The sequence below is a fragment of the Streptomyces sp. NPDC005374 genome, from assembly GCF_042872225.1.
GTDB lineage: Bacteria > Actinomycetota > Actinomycetes > Streptomycetales > Streptomycetaceae > Streptomyces.
Map to the genome: position 1 here is coordinate 279,539 of NZ_JBIAKA010000005.1, position 17,962 is coordinate 297,500.

Below are 17,962 nucleotides of genomic sequence, written 5' to 3' on the forward strand. Positions count from 1 at the left end.
GCGGTCAGCTGAGACCGACTCAGATGTCGAGGAACCGGACGTCCTTGGCGTTGCGCTGGATGAACTGGCGGCGGGCCTCGACGTCCTCGCCCATCAGGACGGAGAACAGGTCGTCGGCCTGGGCGGCGTCGTCCAGGGTGACCTGGCCGAGGACGCGGTGCTCCTGGTCCATGGTCGTGATGCGCAGTTCCTCGGCGTTCATCTCGCCGAGGCCCTTGAAGCGCTGGATGGAGTCCTCGCGGATGCGCTTGCCGCGCTGCCGGCCCATCTCGATCAGCGCGTCGCGCTCGCGGTCGGAGTACGCGTACTCGATGTCGTCCCGGCCCCACTTGATCTTGTACAGGGGGGGTCGGGAGAGGTACACGTGCCCGGCCTCGACCAGCGGCCGCATGAAGCGGAACAGGAAGGTCAGCAGCAGGGTGGAGATGTGCTGGCCGTCGACGTCGGCGTCCGCCATCAGGATGATCTTGTGATAGCGCAGCTTCTCGATGTCGAAGTCCTCGTGGACTCCGGTGCCGAAGGCCGAGATCAGCGCCTGGATCTCCTGGTTCTGCAGGATCTTGTCGATCCGCGCCTTCTCGACGTTCAGGATCTTGCCGCGGATCGGGAGGATCGCCTGGTACTCGGGGTTCCGGCCGGACTTGGCCGAACCGCCGGCGGAGTCACCCTCGACGATGAAGATCTCGCACTTGGTCGGGTCGTTCGACTGGCAGTCGGAGAGCTTGCCCGGCAGGGACGCCGTCTCCAGCAGGCCCTTGCGCCGGGTCAGGTCGCGGGCCTTGCGGGCCGCCACGCGCGCGGTGGCCGCCTGGATGGACTTGCGGATGATGTCCGCGGCCTCGACGGGGTTGCGGTCCAGCCAGTCCGTGAGGTGCTCGTAGACGACCTTCTGGACGAAGGTCTTCACCTCGGTGTTGCCCAGCTTGGTCTTGGTCTGGCCCTCGAATTGCGGCTCGCTCAGCTTCACCGAGATGATCGCGGTCAGACCCTCGCGGATGTCGTCACCCGTGAGGTTGTCGTCCTTCTCGCGGAGCAGCTTCTTGTCGCGCGCGTACTTGTTGACGAGGTTCGTCAGCGCCGCGCGGAAGCCCTCCTCGTGCGTACCGCCCTCATGCGTGTGGATGATGTTCGCGAAGGAGTAGACGCCCTCGGAGTAGCTGCTGTTCCACTGCATCGCGACTTCGAGGGAGAGGAGCTTTTCCTTGTCCTCGGCCTCGAGGTCGATCACGGTGGGGTGCACCACATCGCCCTTGCGGGAGTTGAGGTACTTCACGAAGTCGACGATGCCGCCCTCGTAGTGGTACTCGACGGTCTTGACCTCGGCCTTGTCGTCGGCGCCCGCCTCGTCCGCCCCGGTGGTGGCCTTCGCCGACTCGCGCTCGTCAGTGAGTTTGATCCTCAAACCCTTGTTGAGGAACGCCATCTCCTGAAAGCGCCGGGAGAGCGTCTCGAAGGAGTACTCGGTCGTCTCGAAGATGTCGCCGTCGGCCCAGAAGGTGACCGACGTGCCGTGCTCGTCCGTCGCCTCGTGCTGGGCCAGCGGAGCCGTCGGGACACCCAGCTTGTAGTCCTGCGTCCAGCGGTAGCCGTCGGTCTTGACCTCGACGGCGACCCTGCTGGACAGGGCGTTCACCACGGAGACGCCGACGCCGTGCAGACCGCCGGAGACCGCGTAGCCGCCGCCGCCGAACTTGCCGCCCGCGTGCAGCACTGTCAGCACGACCTCGACGGCCGGCTTGCCCTCGGAGGGGACGATGCCCACCGGGATGCCGCGGCCGTTGTCGATGACGCGGACGCCGCCGTCGGCGAGGATCGTCACGTCGATGGTGTCCGCGTGCCCGGCCAGCGCCTCGTCGACGGAGTTGTCGACGACCTCCTGCACCAAGTGGTGCAGGCCACGCTCACCGGTCGAGCCGATGTACATACCGGGTCGCTTGCGGACCGCGTCCAGACCCTCGAGGACGGTGATGGCACTGGCGTCGTACGAGGCGGTGACCTCGCCGTTCGACGAGGTCGCCTCGGCGTCGGTGGACGGGATGTTCTCGTTGGGGTTGCCGGAATCGGCCACGAAGCGCCCTTTCTGGCACAGCACGAGCCAGGCTCGTCGGCGGGTTGCCGGAGCGGCTGCGGCATGTTGCGTTGGTAAGCCTTGATCAGCGTTGCTCAGCGTTTCCCGGGCGGTCCCCACGTTTGGGGCGGGATTGGCTTCCAGTCTACCGGTAGCGCCGACAGTGATGGGGGTTTGCCGGTACCTGAGTCCTCATGTGCCGCCCTCAACCGGCGTCTTCCGGGTCCCCATATACGGAGCGGGGCTCCAGGAGGCTCAAGGAGGCTTTCAGCGCTTCGGGCTGTCAACCCTTGGCTACTTGGGAGTCAGGTCGCGATTCGCAGCCGCGCGCGGTGCCACGACAAAGGCGTCGGCGGCGCCGCGATGGCACCGCCGACGCCCTTAATGTGATGTCTGTCACCCGTAGGTGTCGCCGGGTCCCACGCTGCCGGGGGCGCGCAGCGGACCGTAGCGACGAGGGGGGCCAGCGGGCCCGTTCACCTTGATCACCTTCACGGCACCGTGCCCGAGATCCTCGTTCAGACGGGCCACCAGCTGGGGCGCGAGCAGCCGCAGATTCGTCGCCCACGCCGTCGAGTCGCAGCGCACCACCAGCACCCGCTCGTCCTCGTCGTACGTATCCGGCACACAGTGCTTGGCCAGGTCCTCGCCCACGATCTGCGGCCAGCGCCCCATCACCCCGCCCACCGCGGCAGGCGTCTCCCAGCCGCGCTCGGTGATCAGCCGGTTGATCGCGGCGCCGAACGCCATGGGGTCGCGTCCGTCGGCGCGCGCCCCGGAGCGCAGGCCACCACCACGCCGTGCCTGCTTCTTCTCCTGCGCCGCGTCCCCACGCGCGCGTGCCTGCTCCTTGGCGGCCCGCAGCGCCACGCGCGCGAGGTCGACACCGGACGGCTCGACCGGCCCCGGGGGCCTCTTGGCCTCCTCGTCGCTCATACGCGCTCCACCGCCCCCTCGGACACCGCGTACCGCGTCCCCGTCAGCACATGCGGCACATCGTCGTCCACCGCCGCCGTCACCAGAACCTGCTCACCCGGCGCGACCAGCTCGGCCAGGCGCTCACGGCGCCGCGTGTCCAACTCGGCGAACACGTCGTCCAGGATCAGCACCGGCTCGTTCCCCTCCGCCCTGAGCAGGTCGTACGACGCCAGGCGCAACGCCAGCGCGTACGACCAGGACTCGCCGTGCGAGGCGTACCCCTTGGCGGGCAGCTGACCGAGCTTGAGATTCAGATCGTCCCGATGCGGCCCCACCAGGGTCACGCCCCGCTCGATCTCCTGCTTGCGCACCTCCGCGAGCGCGGCCATCAGCTGCTCCAGGAGATCCTCGCGCGTGTGCGCCTCACCCGGCGCGGACGGCTTGTACTCCAGCGCGACCGGACCACCGCCGGGCGCCAGCTGCTCGTACGCCTTGTCGGCCAGCGGCTGCAGCGCGGCGATCAGATCGAGCCGCTGGGCGAGCAACTCGGCGCCCACGCGCGCGAGATGCTGGTCCCACACGTCGAGCGTCGACAGATCCATCGAACGGCCACCGTGCCGCCGCGCGAGCGCGGCCGACTTCAGCAGCGTGTTGCGCTGCTTGAGCACACGCTCGTAGTCGGAGCGGACGCCTGCCATGCGCGGCGAGCGCGCGGTGATCAGCTCGTCCAGGAAGCGGCGCCGCTCGCCCGGATCGCCCTTCACCAGCGCGAGATCCTCCGGAGCGAACAGCACGGTGCGCACGATCCCGAGCACATCACGTGGCCTGACCTGCGAGGACCTGTTGATGCGGGCCCGGTTCGCCTTGCCGGGGTTCAGCTCCAGCTCGACCAACTGCTGCCGCTCACCCTGCCTGACCTGCGCCCGGACGATCGCACGGTCGGCGCCCATGCGGACCAGGGGAGCATCGGAGGCGACCCGGTGACTGGCGAGTGTGGCGAGATAGCCGATCGCCTCGACCAGGTTCGTCTTGCCCTGCCCGTTGGGACCCACGAACGCGGTGACGCCCGGGTCGAGCGGAACCTCGACCCGGGCGTACGAGCGGAAGTCGGCCAGCGACAGATGCGTGACGTGCATGGTCGGGCGCCGACCTCCCCCAGCTTGTGGACTGTGTGCACAGTCCTGTGGATTACTTCGTCTCTACCGCGTGGCCGCCGAACTGGTTGCGCAGCGCCGCGATCATCTTCATCTGCGGCGAGTCGTCCTGGCGGGACGCGTACCGCGCGAACAGCGACGCGGTGATCGCCGGCAGCGGCACCGCGTGGTCGATGGCCGCCTCCACGGTCCACCGGCCCTCACCGGAGTCCTGTGCGAAACCGCGCAGCTTCTCCAGGTGCTCGTCGTCGTCGAGAGCGTTGACCGCGAGGTCCAGCAGCCAGGAACGGATGACCGTGCCCTCCTGCCAGGAGCGGAAGACCTCCCGGACGTCGGTCACGGAGTCGACCTTCTCCAGGAGCTCCCAGCCCTCGGCATAGGCCTGCATCATCGCGTACTCGATGCCGTTGTGGACCATCTTCGCGAAGTGGCCCGCGCCGACCTTGCCCGCGTGCACCGCACCGGCGTCGCCCTTGGGCTTGAGGGCGTCGAAGACCGGCTGCACCTTGGCGACGTTCTCCGCGTCGCCGCCGTACATCAGCGCATAACCGTTCTCCAGGCCCCACACACCGCCGGAGACACCGCAGTCGACGAAGCCGATGCCCTTGGCCGCCAGTTCCCCGGCGTGCTTCTCGTCGTCCGTCCAGCGGGAGTTCCCGCCGTCGACCACGATGTCACCCGGCTCCAGGAGCTCGGCCAGCTCGTCGACGGTCGCCTGGGTCGGCGCACCGGCCGGGACCATCACCCACACGACCCGCGGGCCCTCAAGCGCGTCCGCAAGCTCCTTCAAGCTGTGGACGTCGGCGAGGTCCGGGTTGCGGTCGTATCCGATCACGGTGTGGCCTGCGCGGCGGATCCGCTCGCGCATGTTGCCGCCCATCTTGCCGAGGCCGACGAGACCGAGCTCCATCAGATGTTCCTTAGGTTGCGGTGACGTGTTGGGGCACTTTCGTACCCACGTACGAGCCTAAACCCGGACGCTCACGCACACCTGTGGGCATACGCGCTCAAACGTATGCCCTCACCTGGGGCTTTCCGGCAGCGACCGCTCAGCCGCTGAGCCGCACCGGCAGGCTGCGATCTTGTGGGGGACAACCCCCACACCCCGGCAGGCGCCCCGGCAAAGCCGGCCGACACGCTCAGCCGCTGAGCCGCACCGGCATGATCAGGTACTTGTAGGCCTCGTCCGCCTCGGCGTCCAGGGCCGGCTTGCCGCTCAGCAGCGCGGGCTTGGTGGACGTCGTGAAGGAGAGCTGCGCCACCGGGGAGTCGATCGCGCTCAGACCGTCCAGCAGGAAGGTCGGGTTGAAGGCGATCGACACGTCGTCGCCCTCAAGCTGGGCGTCGACCCGCTCCACAGCCTGTGCGTCGTCGCTGGAACCGGCCTCCAGGATGAGCACACCCTGCTCGAAGCTCAGCCGCACGGGGGTGTTGCGCTCGGCGACCAGGGCCACACGCTTGACGGCCTCCACGAAGGGGGCGGTCTCGATGACGGCGATGGAGTTGAACTCCGTGGGGAACAGCGAGCGGTACTTCGGAAGGTCGCCCTCCAGAAGACGCGTCGTCGTACGACGGCCCGCGCCCTCGAAACCGATCAGCCCCTCGCCCGCACCCGAGCCGGACAGCGCCAGGATGACGCTGTCGCCGCTCGTGAGCGCCTTGGCGGTGTCCAGGAGCGTCTTGGCGGGCACCAGGGCCACCGCGGACGTCTCGGGGTTCTCCGGCTTCCACAGGAACTCGCGGACCGCGAAGCGGTAGCGGTCGGTGGAGGCCAGGGTGACGGTGTCGCCCTCGATCTCGATGCGCACACCGGTCAGGACGGGCAGCGTGTCGTCGCGGCCGGCCGCGATGGCGACCTGGGCGGCGGCGGAGGCGAAGACCTCACCGGGCACGGTGCCGGTCGCGGTCGGCATCTGCGGCAGCGCCGGGTACTCCTCCACAGGCAGCGTGTGGAGTGTGAACCGGGAGGAGCCGCACACCACCGTCGCCCGTACACCGTCTGTGGAAATCTCCACCGGTCGGTTGGGGAGGGCGCGGCAGATGTCGGCGAGCAGCCGACCGGAGACCAGCACCGTGCCCTCTTCCTCGACCTCGGCCTCCACGGACACCCTCGCGGAGACCTCGTAGTCGAAGCTGGACAGGCTCAGCTGGCCCTGCTCGGCCTTCAGGAGCAGGCCGGCGAGGACCGGCGCCGGCGGACGGGCCGGGAGGCTGCGTGCCGCCCAGGCCACTGCCTCCGCGAGTACGTCGCGTTCCACCCGGATCTTCACTGTTGCCGCCTCCTGCTGTTGCCGGCGCTGCTCGGCCTGCCTGGCTTCGTCGTCTGTCTCGGTGTCGTCGGCCCCTGTGGCGGGAAGGACACCGGGGAACAGTCTGACGCACCCCACTGACAGTAGGTGCCTCTCGGGGTCAAGTCGTGACGAGGGGCAGCCGGGCACCGGGCAGCGAGTTGTGCACAGGACCCCCTTCTAAACGGATTCCCAGCTCTCTCTAGTTGGGAGTAGTAGTAGGGGCTGTGGATACAGTGGATAACCCTGTTTTCCCAGCTCAGAGGGGAAATTTTGTCCACCGGCCCTGTGGGCGGAGGCGGTGGACAACCAGGCGTCTCTGTGGAGAACAGAAAGTTCTGCACACTCCATGCACAGCTGGAGGCGAGTTCTCCCCAGCACCGTCCCCAGCTTTACCCCCGTTTCCCACAAGCCAACCCGGCACCTTCGTGTGACGCCTTTCACTCGACCCGGTGAGGAGGTGCGTCGCGTTGCCGAACAGTGGACAGGCCTGTGGAGAAGCCACTGATCGCTGGGGACAACCGGGCCTGGCCTGTGGGTTGTCGGTGGACAACTCGGTGCACAGCCTGTGGATCATTTCGCTGTCCACAGTCTGTGGAGATCCTTTGTCCACGAATCCACAGCCATCTGACCTGGGGTGATGGTCTTTCAGTAGAGGCCCTGTGGACGGTGATCTGGACAACTTCTCAGTCCCCAGGGTGTGTACGGGAGAAAGTGACCGAATCTGTGGAGAGAGGCCGTAACCCCACGGCTAATCGAACAGCCGGCTACGGCGGCATGACGAAGGGCGCCCTCGGGATCTCGTCCCCAGGGCGCCCTTCGGTGCCGAAACCGTGGTGAGTCTGCCGGTGTCAGCCGTTCTTGATGCGGTTCGTCAGCTCGGTCACCTGGTTGTAGATGGAGCGTCGCTCGGCCATCAGATTGCGGATCTTGCGGTCCGCGTGCATCACGGTCGTGTGGTCGCGGCCGCCGAACAGCGCGCCGATCTTCGGCAGCGAGAGGTCCGTCAGCTCGCGGCACAGGTACATGGCGATCTGGCGGGCCGTGACGAGCGCGCGGCCCCGTGAGGTGCCGCACAGGTCATCGATGGTCAGGCCGAAGTAGGCCGCCGTGGCGCTCATGATGGCTGTCGAAGTGATCTCGGGGGCCGAGTCCTCGCCGCCGGGGATCAGGTCCTTGAGCACGATCTCGGTGAGGCCCAGGTCGACCGGCTGCCGGTTGAGCGACGCGAACGCCGTCACCCGGATCAGCGCCCCCTCCAGCTCGCGGATGTTGCGCGAGATGCGGGAGGCGATGAACTCCAGCACCTCCGGCGGGGCGTTGAGCTGCTCCTGCACCGCCTTCTTGCGGAGGATCGCGATCCGCGTCTCCAGCTCGGGCGGCTGGACGTCGGTGATCAGACCCCACTCGAAACGGTTCCGCAGCCGGTCCTCCAGCGTGACCAGCTGCTTGGGCGGCCGGTCGCTGGAGAGCACGATCTGTTTGTTGGCGTTGTGGAGGGTGTTGAAGGTGTGGAAGAACTCCTCCTGCGTCGACTCCTTGTCCGCGAGGAACTGGATGTCGTCGACGAGCAGGATGTCCATCTCGCGGTAGCGCTTGCGGAAGCTGTCGCCCTTGCCGTCGCGGATGGAGTTGATGAACTCGTTGGTGAACTCCTCCGAGCTCACGTACCGCACGCGCGTGCCGGGATACAGACTGCGCGCGTAGTGCCCGATCGCGTGCAGCAGGTGCGTCTTGCCGAGCCCTGATTCCCCGTAGATGAAGAGGGGGTTGTACGCCTTGGCCGGTGCCTCGGCGACCGCGACGGCGGCCGCGTGTGCGAAGCGGTTGGAGGCGCCGATGACGAAGGTGTCGAAGAGGTACTTCGGGTTCAGCCGGGCGGTGGGCTCCCCGGGCCTCGTCGCCGGCGCGGGCTGCGCGGCCAGCGGACCGGGGGCGCCGGTGGTGGGCAGGCTGGAGCCGACGGGGCCGCCGCGGTGCACTCGCCCGGAGCCGGACGGGGGCTCGGGCAGGTCGCGGCGGTTGTCGCGCTGGTCGTAGTCGGAGCGCGGCTTGTCGTAGTCCGGCCGCTGGTCGTAGTCGGGGCGCGGGTTGTCGTAGGACTGACGCTCCATCGGCTGCGGCCGGTAGTCCTGTGACGGGGCGCCGTACGACTCCTGCGGGTACGGCTCCTGCGAGGGCGAGGCGTAAGGGTCGCGCTCGGGGAAGCCGAGCCGCTGCTGCTGCCAGCTGTACTCGTCCTGCGCGGGGCGTGGCCAGGCGCCGGGTTCGGGGCGCTGGTACTCCGAGGGGTACGCGGGGCGGGGGGTCGGGAGCTGGTCCGCGCGGGAGGCGTGGTCGCCCTGGGGTCCGGGGCGCTGTTCGCCGCGACCCGGCATGGAGTCGTCGGCGCCGCGGTGTCGGCCGTAGCCCTTGTACTGGTTGTTGTCGTACTGGTTGCCGTACGAGTCGTCGTACTGGCCGGAGGGGAGCTCGGGCTCCTCGTAGCGCGACTGGTGGCGGGGTGTGGGGGGCGTGGGCGGCGGTGGGGGTTCGCCCGCGGAGTCGTCGACGGTGATCGCGATTCGGATGGGACGGCCGCACTCGCGGCTCAGCGTCTCGCTGACGGCGGGGGCCAGTCGGCCCTCCAGTACGCCTTTCGCAAATTCGTTCGGCACTGCGAGCAGGGCGGTGTCGGCGACCAGCGCGAGCGGCTGGCAGCGCCGGATCCAGTGCTCGTCCTTCGCCTCGACACCCTGGACGCGGCCCTCACCGAGGAGTTGCTCGAGTACGCGTGGCCACACTGCGGCAAGATCGGCAGGTACGTCAGCCACAGGGCACGCTCTCTCACGGGTCCCACGAACGTGTGGTTGTGGGACGAGTCGGGATTCAAAAGGGGTGGAGCCGAAACAGAGGGGTCAGGGGAAGCGAGTCGGAGTTCAGCCACGGTAGTCAGGGCGACGGGTGCGGTTCAAGTTGTTGTCCCCAGCCTGTGGATAGTGTCTCCTGGTGACCGCTGGTTTGACCGGATGGCGTAGCCCCGCGTACCGTGACCAGGTCGAGTTGTCGATGGCTGCTGCCGCCTGCCTCCGATGGGCACAGATCGCCTCGGGTGATCGGGAAGCGGTGCACTCGGGCGTTACTGCGAGCTTCTCGTGGGCGCACGGTGACAGCCAGGACGGCACCCGCAACCAACGAGTCATTTCTGGAGCCCCCGAGTGAGCAAGCGCACCTTCCAGCCGAACAACCGTCGCCGCGCGAAGACCCACGGTTTCCGCCTGCGGATGCGTACCCGTGCCGGCCGCGCGATTCTTGCGAACCGCCGTAGCAAGGGTCGCTCGAGCCTGTCCGCCTGATTCTGATCAGGTCATGACGTCGTGCTGCCTACCGAGCATCGGCTGAGGCGGCGCGAAGACTTCGCGACCGCGGTACGACGGGGGCGCCGGGCAGGCCGCCCGTCCCTCGTCGTCCATCTTCGTAGCGGTGCCACGGACCCGCACGCGCCTGGGGAGAGCGCTCCCCCGACGCGTGCGGGTTTCGTCGTGAGCAAAGCGGTGGGGGGCGCGGTCGTGCGCAACAAGGTGAAGCGCAGGCTTCGCCATCTGATGCGCGACCGCGTCGCCCTGTTGCCCCCCGGTAGCCTGGTAGTCGTACGGGCGTTGCCCGAGGCGGGCGACGCCGATCATGAACAACTGGCCCGAGACCTGGATGCCGCCCTACAGCGGCTGCTGGGAGGGGGCGCGCGATGAAGTACCCGCTGCTGGCGTTGATCAAGCTCTACCAGTGGACCATCAGTCCGCTGCTGGGGCCGGTGTGCAAGTACTACCCGTCGTGCTCCCACTACGGCTACCAATCCATCGATCGGCACGGTGCGATCAAGGGCACGGCACTCACCGCCTGGCGCATCCTGCGGTGCAATCCGTGGTCGCTGGGGGGCGTGGACCATGTCCCGCCGCGGAAGCGTCCGCGGTGGCACGAATTGCTGCGTAACGCCTGGCGTGCACGCAGGGGCGGGCCCTCCGCCGCCGACTCGGCCGCCGAGGGACAGACTCCTTCGAGCCCGGCCGCCGAGACTCCGTCCCATGCCCAAGGAGCATGATTAGTGGACACGATTGCCAGTCTTTTCAGCTTCATCACGACACCCGTCTCCTGGGTCATCGTCCAGTTCCACACGGTGTACGGCAAGATCTTCGGCCCTGACACCGGGTGGGCCTGGGGCCTGTCGATCGTGTCCCTCGTGATCCTGATCCGTATCTGCCTGATCCCGCTCTTCGTGAAGCAGATCAAGTCGACGCGGGCCATGCAGACGCTCCAGCCCGAGATGAAGAAGATCCAGGAGCGCTACAAGAACGACAAGCAGCGTCAGTCCGAAGAGATGATGAAGCTGTACAAGGAGACGGGCACCAACCCGCTCTCCTCGTGCCTTCCCATCCTGGCGCAGTCCCCGTTCTTCTTCGCCCTGTACCACGTGCTCAACGGCATCGCGACCGGTGACACCATCGGTGTCATCAACGAGTCGCTGCTGGCCAGCGCTCGTAAGGCACACATCTTCGGTGCCCCGCTCGCCGCGAAGTTCAAGGACGGCTCCGCCACCGTCCAGGCGCTGGGTGCCACGGTCACCGATGTGCGGGTCGTCACCGCGATCATGATCGTCATGATGTCGGCGTCGCAGTTCTACACGCAGCGCCAGCTGATGACGAAGAACGTCGACACCACGGTCAAGACGCCGTTCATGCAGCAGCAGAAGATGCTGATGTACGTCTTCCCCGTCATGTTCGCCGTCTTCGGTATCAACTTCCCGGTCGGTGTCCTCGTCTACTGGCTCACGACCAACGTGTGGACCATGGGCCAGCAGATGTACGTGATCCACAACAACCCCACCCCGGGTTCCAAGGCTCAGGCCGCCTACCTGGAGCGTCTGACCAAGCACGTCACGAGCCACGGCAAGACGCGCAAGCGCAGCGAGCGCACGATCATCAAGGCGATCGTCGCCAAGGGCCGTGACCGCAACGAGTTCGAGCGCAAGTTCATCAACGGTCTGAACAAGGCGGGTCTCGCGGCCCAGGCCGACGGCAACGTGATCCAGAGCGACTCCCAGGCCGTGGCCCAGACCGAGGACGGCTCGCCGGCCAGTGCTGCTGCTCCCAAGCGGCAGCAGCCCAAGCGGCAGAGCAAGTCCCAGCGTCAGTCCGGTGGTGCGGTGGGTGCCGCTTCGAGCGGCTCGAAGGCCGACGATGACAGCCTGTCGTCGGAGCCGATCTCGTTGAACAAGTCCGACGAGCCCGAGGACGCCAAGCCTGCCGCTCCGGCCAAGAAGCAGCCCGGCGCCGGTACTCGCAGCAAGGCCCAGTCCGGACAGCGCAAAGGTCCGCAGCGGCCCAAGTCCCCGTCCAAGAAGTAAGAAGGAGTCCATCCCGTGACGGAAGGCACCACCACCTCCGCCGCTGCCGAGGGCGTAGACACCCTCACCCGCCTGGAGCAGGAGGGTGAGATCGCGGCGGACTACCTCGAAGGTCTGCTCGACATCGCCGATCTCGACGGCGACATCGACATGGACGTCGAGGCCGACCGTGCCGCTGTCTCGATCATCAGCGACTCGGGCGGCCGCGACCTCAACAAGCTGGTCGGCCGCGACGGCGAGGTGCTGGAAGCCCTCCAGGAGCTCACGCGCCTGGCCGTGCACCGGGAGACCGGAGACCGCAGCCGGCTGATGCTGGACATCGCCGGTTACCGGGCCAAGAAGCGTGCCGAGCTGTCCGAGCTGGGTGCCAAGGCTGCCGCCGAGGTCAAGAGCACCGGCGAGTCCGTCAATCTCGACCCGATGACGCCGTTCGAGCGCAAGGTCGTGCACGACGCCGTCAAGGCCGCCGGCCTGCGCAGTGAGTCCGAAGGCGAGGAGCCGCAGCGCTTCGTCGTCGTGCTTCCCGCCTGATCGGTTCCTACGTTCCTCCGGCCCCGTCTGTAGAGCAGGCGGGGCCGAACTTTGTCAGCCTGATAGTTCTGGTGGTCGGCGCCCGGTGCGCTGATGCGGTACGGAAGGACGGTTCCCCGTGACGGAGGCAGCGGAGCTTCCCCCCGCGCCCGAACAGGCGCGAGAGGTGTTCGGCGATCGCTACGCGGACGCGGTGCGCTACGCCGAACTCCTGGCGGAGGCGGGTGTGCAGCGTGGTCTTATCGGCCCGCGAGAAGTGCCCCGCCTGTGGGAGCGGCATCTGCTGAACTGCGCGGTGCTCTCAGAGGTTGTTCCCGAGGGCGTGACGGTGTGCGATGTCGGCTCCGGCGCCGGCCTGCCCGGTATCCCTCTGGCTCTTGTCCGTGAGGACCTGAAGATCACTCTGCTGGAGCCCCTGCTGAGGCGTACGACCTTTTTGACCGAGGTCGTGGAGATGCTGGGCCTGGACCATGTGACGGTCGTCCGAGGCCGGGCCGAGGAGGTCATGGGCACGCTGGCCCCCGTCCACGTGGTCACAGCGCGGGCCGTGGCCCCGCTGGACCGGCTGGCGACCTGGGGCATCCCTCTGCTGCGGCCGTACGGGGAGATGCTCGCGCTCAAGGGCGACACGGCGGAGGAGGAGCTCAAAGCCTCGGCCACCGCACTGAGCAAGCTCGGTGCGGTGGAGACCTCCATCCTGCATGTGGGTGAGGGAGTGGTTGACCCGTTGTCCACGGTGGTGCGGGTCGAGGTGGGGGAAAGTCCCGGCGGTGTGCGTTTCGCGGCCAAGCGAGCCAAGGCCGCCCGGACCGGACGCACTCGTCGGCGTCGTTGATCCGTCCTGACGACGAGACGTACTCCACACAAGCTGCCAAACCTATGCATGCCGGAGTGTCGCGGCCGAACGGCCACGGCTGCTGTGCATCGTGTTTCACGTGAAACGTCGCTCACTGCTGCACGGCATCATCAGCCGGGGCCGCGCCGCGGCCGAACCCCGCGACCGGAAGCCTCTCGGGTCACTCGGAGAGGTAACGGAGTTGTCCACAGAGGTGGATTTCTCCACAGAACAACAGGCCTCACTGGTTCATGACCCCGAAGACATGGGAGGCTCTGTTCATTGCGAGCCTGAAGTCGAGGAGAGTGAATCCGTGCGGTCCGACGCCAACATCGCGGGACCGATGACCGATCCGGTCCCCGGTCCCCGAACCGAGTCGATGGGGGACGATGTTTCACGTGAAACACCGCCCCCGATGGACGACACTCCGATCGGTCGCGCCGCCCAACTGGCGGTGGAGGCTTTGGGTCGCGCCGGCGAGGGCCTGCCACGGCCCGAGCAGACCCGGATCATGGTCGTCGCCAACCAGAAGGGCGGCGTAGGCAAGACGACGACAACCGTCAATCTTGCTGCTTCGCTGGCACTGCACGGCGGCCGTGTCCTGGTGATCGACCTCGACCCCCAGGGCAACGCGTCCACTGCGCTGGGCATAGACCACCATGCCGAAGTCCCTTCCATCTACGACGTCCTGGTCGACAGCAGGCCGCTGGCCGAGGTCGTCCAGCCGGTCCCTGATGTCGAAGGCCTCTTCTGTGCCCCCGCCACGATCGACCTCGCCGGTGCGGAGATCGAGCTCGTGTCCTTGGTGGCACGTGAGAGCCGGTTGCAGCGAGCGATCCAGGCGTACGAACAGCCCCTGGACTACATCCTCATCGACTGCCCGCCCTCGCTTGGCCTGTTGACGGTCAACGCACTGGTGGCCGGTGCTGAGGTCCTCATCCCGATCCAGTGCGAGTACTACGCACTGGAGGGACTGGGTCAGCTCCTGCGTAACGTCGACCTGGTGCGGGGCCACCTGAATCCCACCTTGCACGTATCGACCATCCTGCTCACCATGTACGACGGCCGGACGCGCCTCGCGTCCCAGGTCGCGGACGAGGTGCGCACCCACTTCGGCGACGAGGTGCTGCGGACGAGCATTCCCCGCTCGGTCCGTATCTCCGAGGCGCCGAGTTACGGACAGACGGTGCTGACCTACGATCCTGGATCGAGTGGTGCGCTGTCCTACCTTGAGGCGGCGCGAGAGATCGCGCTGAAGGGCGTTGGTGTCAGCTACGACCCGACGCAGGCGCACATCGGCGCACAGAGCAACCCGAGCATGGTGGAAGGGATCCAGTGAGCGAGCGACGGAGGGGTCTGGGTCGTGGTCTCGGCGCACTGATCCCCGCTGCCCCGACGGAGAAGACGCCGACCCCGGCGGCGATGGGGGGCGCAGGTTCCGCGTCCCCGACGTCGGTGCCGGTGCTGACGACCGACCGTGGGGTGGCTGCGGCGAAGGTGGCCATGTTGCCGCCTGTTTCACATGAAACCGAGGAGCCGTCGGTCAACGGCTATGGAGACACGCCAGCTCCTCCTGTGGGCGCATACTTCGCGGAGCTCCCCCTCGACTCCATCACGCCGAACCCACGTCAGCCGCGTGAGGTCTTTGACGAGGACGCGCTTCAGGAACTGGTGACCTCCATCCAGGAGGTCGGCCTTCTCCAGCCGGTCGTCGTGCGGGAGCTGGGTCCCACCCGCTACGAGCTCATCATGGGCGAGCGGCGCTGGCGGGCCTGCCGTGAGGCCGGCCTGGAGGCGATCCCGGCGATCGTGCGGGCCACGGATGACGAGAAGCTTCTCCTGGACGCGCTCCTGGAGAACCTGCACCGTGCTCAGCTGAACCCGCTGGAAGAAGCAGCTGCGTATGACCAGTTGCTGAAGGACTTCAACTGCACGCACGACCAGCTGGCAGACCGCATCGGCCGCTCTCGTCCGCAGGTCTCCAACACTCTGCGTCTGCTGAAGCTCTCGCCGGCCGTCCAGCGCCGCGTGGCTGCCGGGGTGCTCTCCGCCGGACATGCTCGGGCGTTGCTCTCCGTCGACGACTCGGAGGAGCAGGACCGACTGGCCCATCGGATCGTGGCCGAAGGACTCTCGGTGCGCGCTGTCGAGGAGATCGTGACCCTCATGGGATCGCGGCCTCAGACTGCGCAACGATCTAAGGGACCGCGCGCCGGTGCCCTTGTCTCCCCGGCGCTGACCGATCTCGCGACCCGTCTCTCGGACCGCTTCGAGACGCGGGTGAAGGTCGACCTGGGACAGAAGAAGGGCAAGATCACGGTCGAGTTCGCCTCCATGGAGGACCTCGAGCGCATCCTCAGCAGTCTCGCCCCGGGTGAGGGGCCGGTCCTCCAGAAGAGCCTGCTGGACGGCGACGACGAGGAGACGGAAGCCTGAACCGCCTCGCCGGGGTGATACCACTCAGGCAGAACACGAAGAGCGGGCCGTGTCCGGTGCACACCGGACACGGCCCGCTCTTTGCTTCCAGGCGGTATCGATGGATTCGCTGTGTGGATACGATGCGACTGGGTGAGGCACATCCACCCGCCAGTACCTGCAAGGGGAGGCAGGGGCCATGCGAACGATGAGCCGAAGCGGATTGGTGAGCGCGGGCCTGGGGCTGGGGGCGGTCGGCGGCTTCGTCGGCAGCCTGCTCAGGGAAAGAAGCGCTCTGACTGCCGCCCGCGATGTGGCGGGCGAAGGAAGCGAGGAACAGCCTTTATGGGGCGTCGGCTCGTACCGCTCACGCTGGACAACCTTCCGGACCTTCCCAAGCGCTGTCGCTCGTGTGTCTTCTGGGAGTTGGACCCAGTCAGTGGAGAGGCCGCAGTAAAGGCGGGAACACCCACCCTGGAGAAGGAAGCCTGGATCTCCGCCGTCCTGCTGGACTGGGGATCGTGCGGCCGGGTCGTCTACGTCGACGAGGTACCGGTCGGCTTCGTCCTCTACGCTCCTCCCGCGTACGTGCCTCGCTCGACGGCGTTCCCCACGAGCCCTGTCTCTCCTGACGCCGTCCAGCTGATGACGTCGTTCATCATGCCGGGCTACCAGGGGCAGGGACTGGGGCGGGTGATGGTCCAGACGGTCGCCAAGGATCTTCTGCGGCGCGGGTTCAAGGCGATCGAGGCTTTCGGTGACGCCCGCTGGAAAGAGCCGGCCTGTCTGCTTCCTGCCGACCATCTCCTGGCGGTGGGCTTCAAGACGGTCAGGCCGCATCCCACATACCCCAGGCTGAGGCTGGAGCTGCGTACCACGCTCTCCTGGAAGGAAGACGTGGAGATGGCGCTGGACCGGCTCCTCGGGGCGGTACAGAAGGAACCAGCGCTGCGACCGTTGTGACGGACAAGCGAAGGGGCCGGCCCTTGCGGACCGGCCCCTTCATGTTTCACGTGAAACGTCACTCAGCGATGAAGTCCTCAAGGTCGCGGACGATCGCGGCCTTCGGCTTGGCACCGACGATGGTCTTGGCGACCTCGCCACCCTGGTACACGTTGAGGGTGGGGATCGACATGACGCCGTACTTGGCGGCCGTACCCGGGTTCTCGTCGATGTTCAGCTTGACGATCTCGATCTTGTCGCCGTACTCGGCGGCGATCGCCTCGAGGGACGGCGCGATCTGACGGCACGGTCCGCACCAGGCGGCCCAGAAGTCCACCAGGACGGGCTTGTCGCTCTTCAGGACGTCCTGCTCGAAGGAATCGTCGGTCACATTCTTCAGGGTGCCGGCCACGGCGGGCTCCTTAACTGGTTGGTGCGGTGGGGCGGGATGGGGGTCAGACAGCAGTCTTCTCGGGCTCGGCCTTCTCCTCGTCCGCGAGGGCGGCAAGGAAGCGCTCGGCGTCGAGTGCGGCGGAGCAACCGGTGCCGGCCGCGGTGATCGCCTGGCGGTAGGTGTGGTCGACCACGTCGCCGGCGCCGAAGACACCGGTCAGGTTGGTGCGGGTCGAAGGCGCCTCCACCTTCAGGTAGCCCTCACCGTCCAGCTCGAGCTGGCCCTTGAACAGCTCGGTGCGCGGGTCATGGCCGATCGCGATGAACAGGCCGGTGACCGCCAGGTCCGAGAGCTCGCCGGTTTTGAGGTTGCGCAGCTTCAGGCTCGAGAGCTTCGGGTCGCCCTGGATCTCGGCGACTTCGCTGTCCCACACGAACTTGATCTTGGGGTCGGCGAAGGCGCGCTCTTGCATCGCCTTGGAGGCGCGCAGGGTGTCCCGGCGGTGGACGATCGTCACGGACTTGGCGAAGCGGGAGAGGAAGGTCGCCTCCTCCATTGCGGTGTCGCCACCGCCGATGACGGCGATGTCGTGGTCCCTGAAGAAGAAGCCGTCGCAGGTGGCACACCAGGAAACACCGCGGCCGGAGAGGGCGTCCTCGTTCGGCAGGCCGAGCTTGCGGTGCTGCGAACCGGTGGTGACGATCACGGCCTTCGCCTGGTGCACAGTCCCCGAGGTGTCGGTGACGGTCTTGATCTCACCGGTCAGGTCGACGCTGACGATGTCGTCCGGCACGAGCTCGGCACCGAAACGCTCGGCCTGGGCGCGCATGTTGTCCATGAGCTCGGGGCCCATGATGCCGTCCTGGAAGCCGGGAAAGTTCTCCACCTCGGTGGTGTTCATCAGCGCGCCGCCAGCGGTGACGGCGCCCTCGAACACCAGCGGCTTCAGCGACGCGCGCGCGGTATAGAGCGCCGCCGTGTAGCCGGCGGGCCCGGAGCCGATGATGATCACGTTACGAACGTCGCTCACGGCTTGG

Annotated in this window: 17 protein-coding genes; 9 read left to right on the top strand and 8 right to left on the bottom strand. The window is 67.4% G+C overall.

The window, feature by feature from the left end; genetic code table 11:
* Positions 1-19: 19 nt before the first annotated feature.
* From gyrB to dnaA, 6 genes are all read right to left on the bottom strand, one after another.
* On the bottom strand, positions 20-2,092 hold the full coding sequence (gene gyrB, locus ACFYRX_RS15080; protein WP_389099581.1) for a DNA topoisomerase (ATP-hydrolyzing) subunit B: 2,073 nt from the start codon (positions 2,090-2,092) through the stop codon (positions 20-22).
* 372 nt (positions 2,093-2,464) lie between these two features.
* Entirely contained in the window at positions 2,465-3,004 is a 540-nt protein-coding gene (locus ACFYRX_RS15085) for a DUF721 domain-containing protein (protein ID WP_389099583.1), read from the bottom strand.
* Positions 3,001-4,122 carry a DNA replication/repair protein RecF gene (gene recF, locus ACFYRX_RS15090; protein WP_389099585.1) on the bottom strand — a complete coding sequence of 374 codons (1,122 nt, stop codon included), beginning with the start codon at positions 4,120-4,122 and terminating at the stop codon, positions 3,001-3,003. The genes ACFYRX_RS15085 and recF overlap by 4 nt, the downstream gene beginning before the upstream one ends.
* Before the next feature lie 52 nt (positions 4,123-4,174).
* Complete coding sequence (gnd, locus tag ACFYRX_RS15095; RefSeq protein ID WP_389099587.1) at positions 4,175-5,050, bottom strand: phosphogluconate dehydrogenase (NAD(+)-dependent, decarboxylating); 876 nt, start codon at positions 5,048-5,050, stop codon at positions 4,175-4,177.
* A 229-nt stretch (positions 5,051-5,279) separates the two neighbouring features.
* Positions 5,280-6,410, bottom strand: a complete 1,131-nt coding sequence (gene dnaN / locus ACFYRX_RS15100) for a DNA polymerase III subunit beta (protein WP_389099589.1) — start codon at positions 6,408-6,410, stop codon at positions 5,280-5,282.
* An 869-nt stretch (positions 6,411-7,279) separates the two neighbouring features.
* Complete coding sequence (gene dnaA / locus ACFYRX_RS15105; RefSeq protein WP_389099591.1) at positions 7,280-9,241, bottom strand: chromosomal replication initiator protein DnaA; 1,962 nt, start codon at positions 9,239-9,241, stop codon at positions 7,280-7,282.
* A gap of 384 nt (positions 9,242-9,625) precedes the next feature.
* Between dnaA and rpmH the strand changes: the two genes are divergently transcribed.
* The 9 genes from rpmH to ACFYRX_RS15150 all read left to right on the top strand — a co-directional run bounded on the left by rpmH (position 9,626) and on the right by ACFYRX_RS15150 (position 16,552).
* Positions 9,626-9,763: a 50S ribosomal protein L34 gene (gene rpmH / locus ACFYRX_RS15110; RefSeq protein WP_060891143.1), complete on the top strand. Its 138-nt coding sequence runs from the start codon at positions 9,626-9,628 to the stop codon at positions 9,761-9,763.
* A 21-nt stretch (positions 9,764-9,784) separates the two neighbouring features.
* Positions 9,785-10,156 (top strand): ribonuclease P protein component, encoded by a 372-nt coding sequence (gene rnpA, locus ACFYRX_RS15115; protein WP_389099593.1) that lies wholly within the window; start codon positions 9,785-9,787, stop codon positions 10,154-10,156.
* Positions 10,153-10,506, top strand: a complete 354-nt coding sequence (gene yidD / locus ACFYRX_RS15120) for a membrane protein insertion efficiency factor YidD (RefSeq protein ID WP_389099595.1) — start codon at positions 10,153-10,155, stop codon at positions 10,504-10,506. The genes rnpA and yidD overlap by 4 nt, the downstream gene beginning before the upstream one ends.
* Before the next feature lie 3 nt (positions 10,507-10,509).
* Positions 10,510-11,808 (top strand): membrane protein insertase YidC, encoded by a 1,299-nt coding sequence (gene yidC / locus ACFYRX_RS15125; RefSeq protein ID WP_389099597.1) that lies wholly within the window; start codon positions 10,510-10,512, stop codon positions 11,806-11,808.
* Between the two features lie 15 nt (positions 11,809-11,823).
* Entirely contained in the window at positions 11,824-12,339 is a 516-nt protein-coding gene (locus tag ACFYRX_RS15130) for a protein jag (protein WP_389099599.1), read from the top strand.
* Positions 12,340-12,457: 118 nt separating this feature from the next.
* Positions 12,458-13,174 carry a 16S rRNA (guanine(527)-N(7))-methyltransferase RsmG gene (gene rsmG / locus ACFYRX_RS15135; RefSeq protein ID WP_389099601.1) on the top strand — a complete coding sequence of 239 codons (717 nt, stop codon included), beginning with the start codon at positions 12,458-12,460 and terminating at the stop codon, positions 13,172-13,174.
* A 265-nt stretch (positions 13,175-13,439) separates the two neighbouring features.
* Entirely contained in the window at positions 13,440-14,513 is a 1,074-nt protein-coding gene (locus ACFYRX_RS15140; protein ID WP_389100008.1) for a ParA family protein, read from the top strand.
* The gene (locus ACFYRX_RS15145) at positions 14,510-15,610 is read left to right on the top strand and encodes a ParB/RepB/Spo0J family partition protein (RefSeq protein WP_389099603.1); all 1,101 of its coding nucleotides are present in this window, start codon (positions 14,510-14,512) and stop codon (positions 15,608-15,610) included. The genes ACFYRX_RS15140 and ACFYRX_RS15145 overlap by 4 nt, the downstream gene beginning before the upstream one ends.
* A 324-nt stretch (positions 15,611-15,934) precedes the next feature.
* Positions 15,935-16,552 (top strand): GNAT family N-acetyltransferase, encoded by a 618-nt coding sequence (locus ACFYRX_RS15150; RefSeq protein WP_389099605.1) that lies wholly within the window; start codon positions 15,935-15,937, stop codon positions 16,550-16,552.
* Positions 16,553-16,610: 58 nt separating this feature from the next.
* On the opposite strand, the gene trxA is transcribed toward ACFYRX_RS15150, so the two are convergent.
* Together trxA and trxB are read right to left on the bottom strand one after the other, a co-directional pair.
* Entirely contained in the window at positions 16,611-16,943 is a 333-nt protein-coding gene (gene trxA / locus ACFYRX_RS15155; protein WP_007383275.1) for a thioredoxin, read from the bottom strand.
* A gap of 43 nt (positions 16,944-16,986) precedes the next feature.
* On the bottom strand, positions 16,987-17,955 hold the full coding sequence (gene trxB / locus ACFYRX_RS15160) for a thioredoxin-disulfide reductase (RefSeq protein ID WP_389099607.1): 969 nt from the start codon (positions 17,953-17,955) through the stop codon (positions 16,987-16,989).
* Positions 17,956-17,962: the final 7 nt, after the last annotated feature.

What these genes read in the sequence shown, in the direction of transcription:
- ACFYRX_RS15085 (WP_389099583.1), bottom strand. Translation starts at nt 3,004, where the DNA reads ATGAGCGACGAGGAGGCCAAGAGGCCCCCGGGGCCGGTCGAGCCGTCC.
- ACFYRX_RS15150 (WP_389099605.1), top strand. Translation starts at nt 15,935, where the DNA reads ATGGGGCGTCGGCTCGTACCGCTCACGCTGGACAACCTTCCGGACCTT.
- gnd (WP_389099587.1), bottom strand. Translation starts at nt 5,050, where the DNA reads ATGGAGCTCGGTCTCGTCGGCCTCGGCAAGATGGGCGGCAACATGCGC.
- recF (WP_389099585.1), bottom strand. Translation starts at nt 4,122, where the DNA reads ATGCACGTCACGCATCTGTCGCTGGCCGACTTCCGCTCGTACGCCCGG.
- ACFYRX_RS15140 (WP_389100008.1), top strand. Translation starts at nt 13,440, where the DNA reads ATGGGAGGCTCTGTTCATTGCGAGCCTGAAGTCGAGGAGAGTGAATCC.
- yidD (WP_389099595.1), top strand. Translation starts at nt 10,153, where the DNA reads ATGAAGTACCCGCTGCTGGCGTTGATCAAGCTCTACCAGTGGACCATC.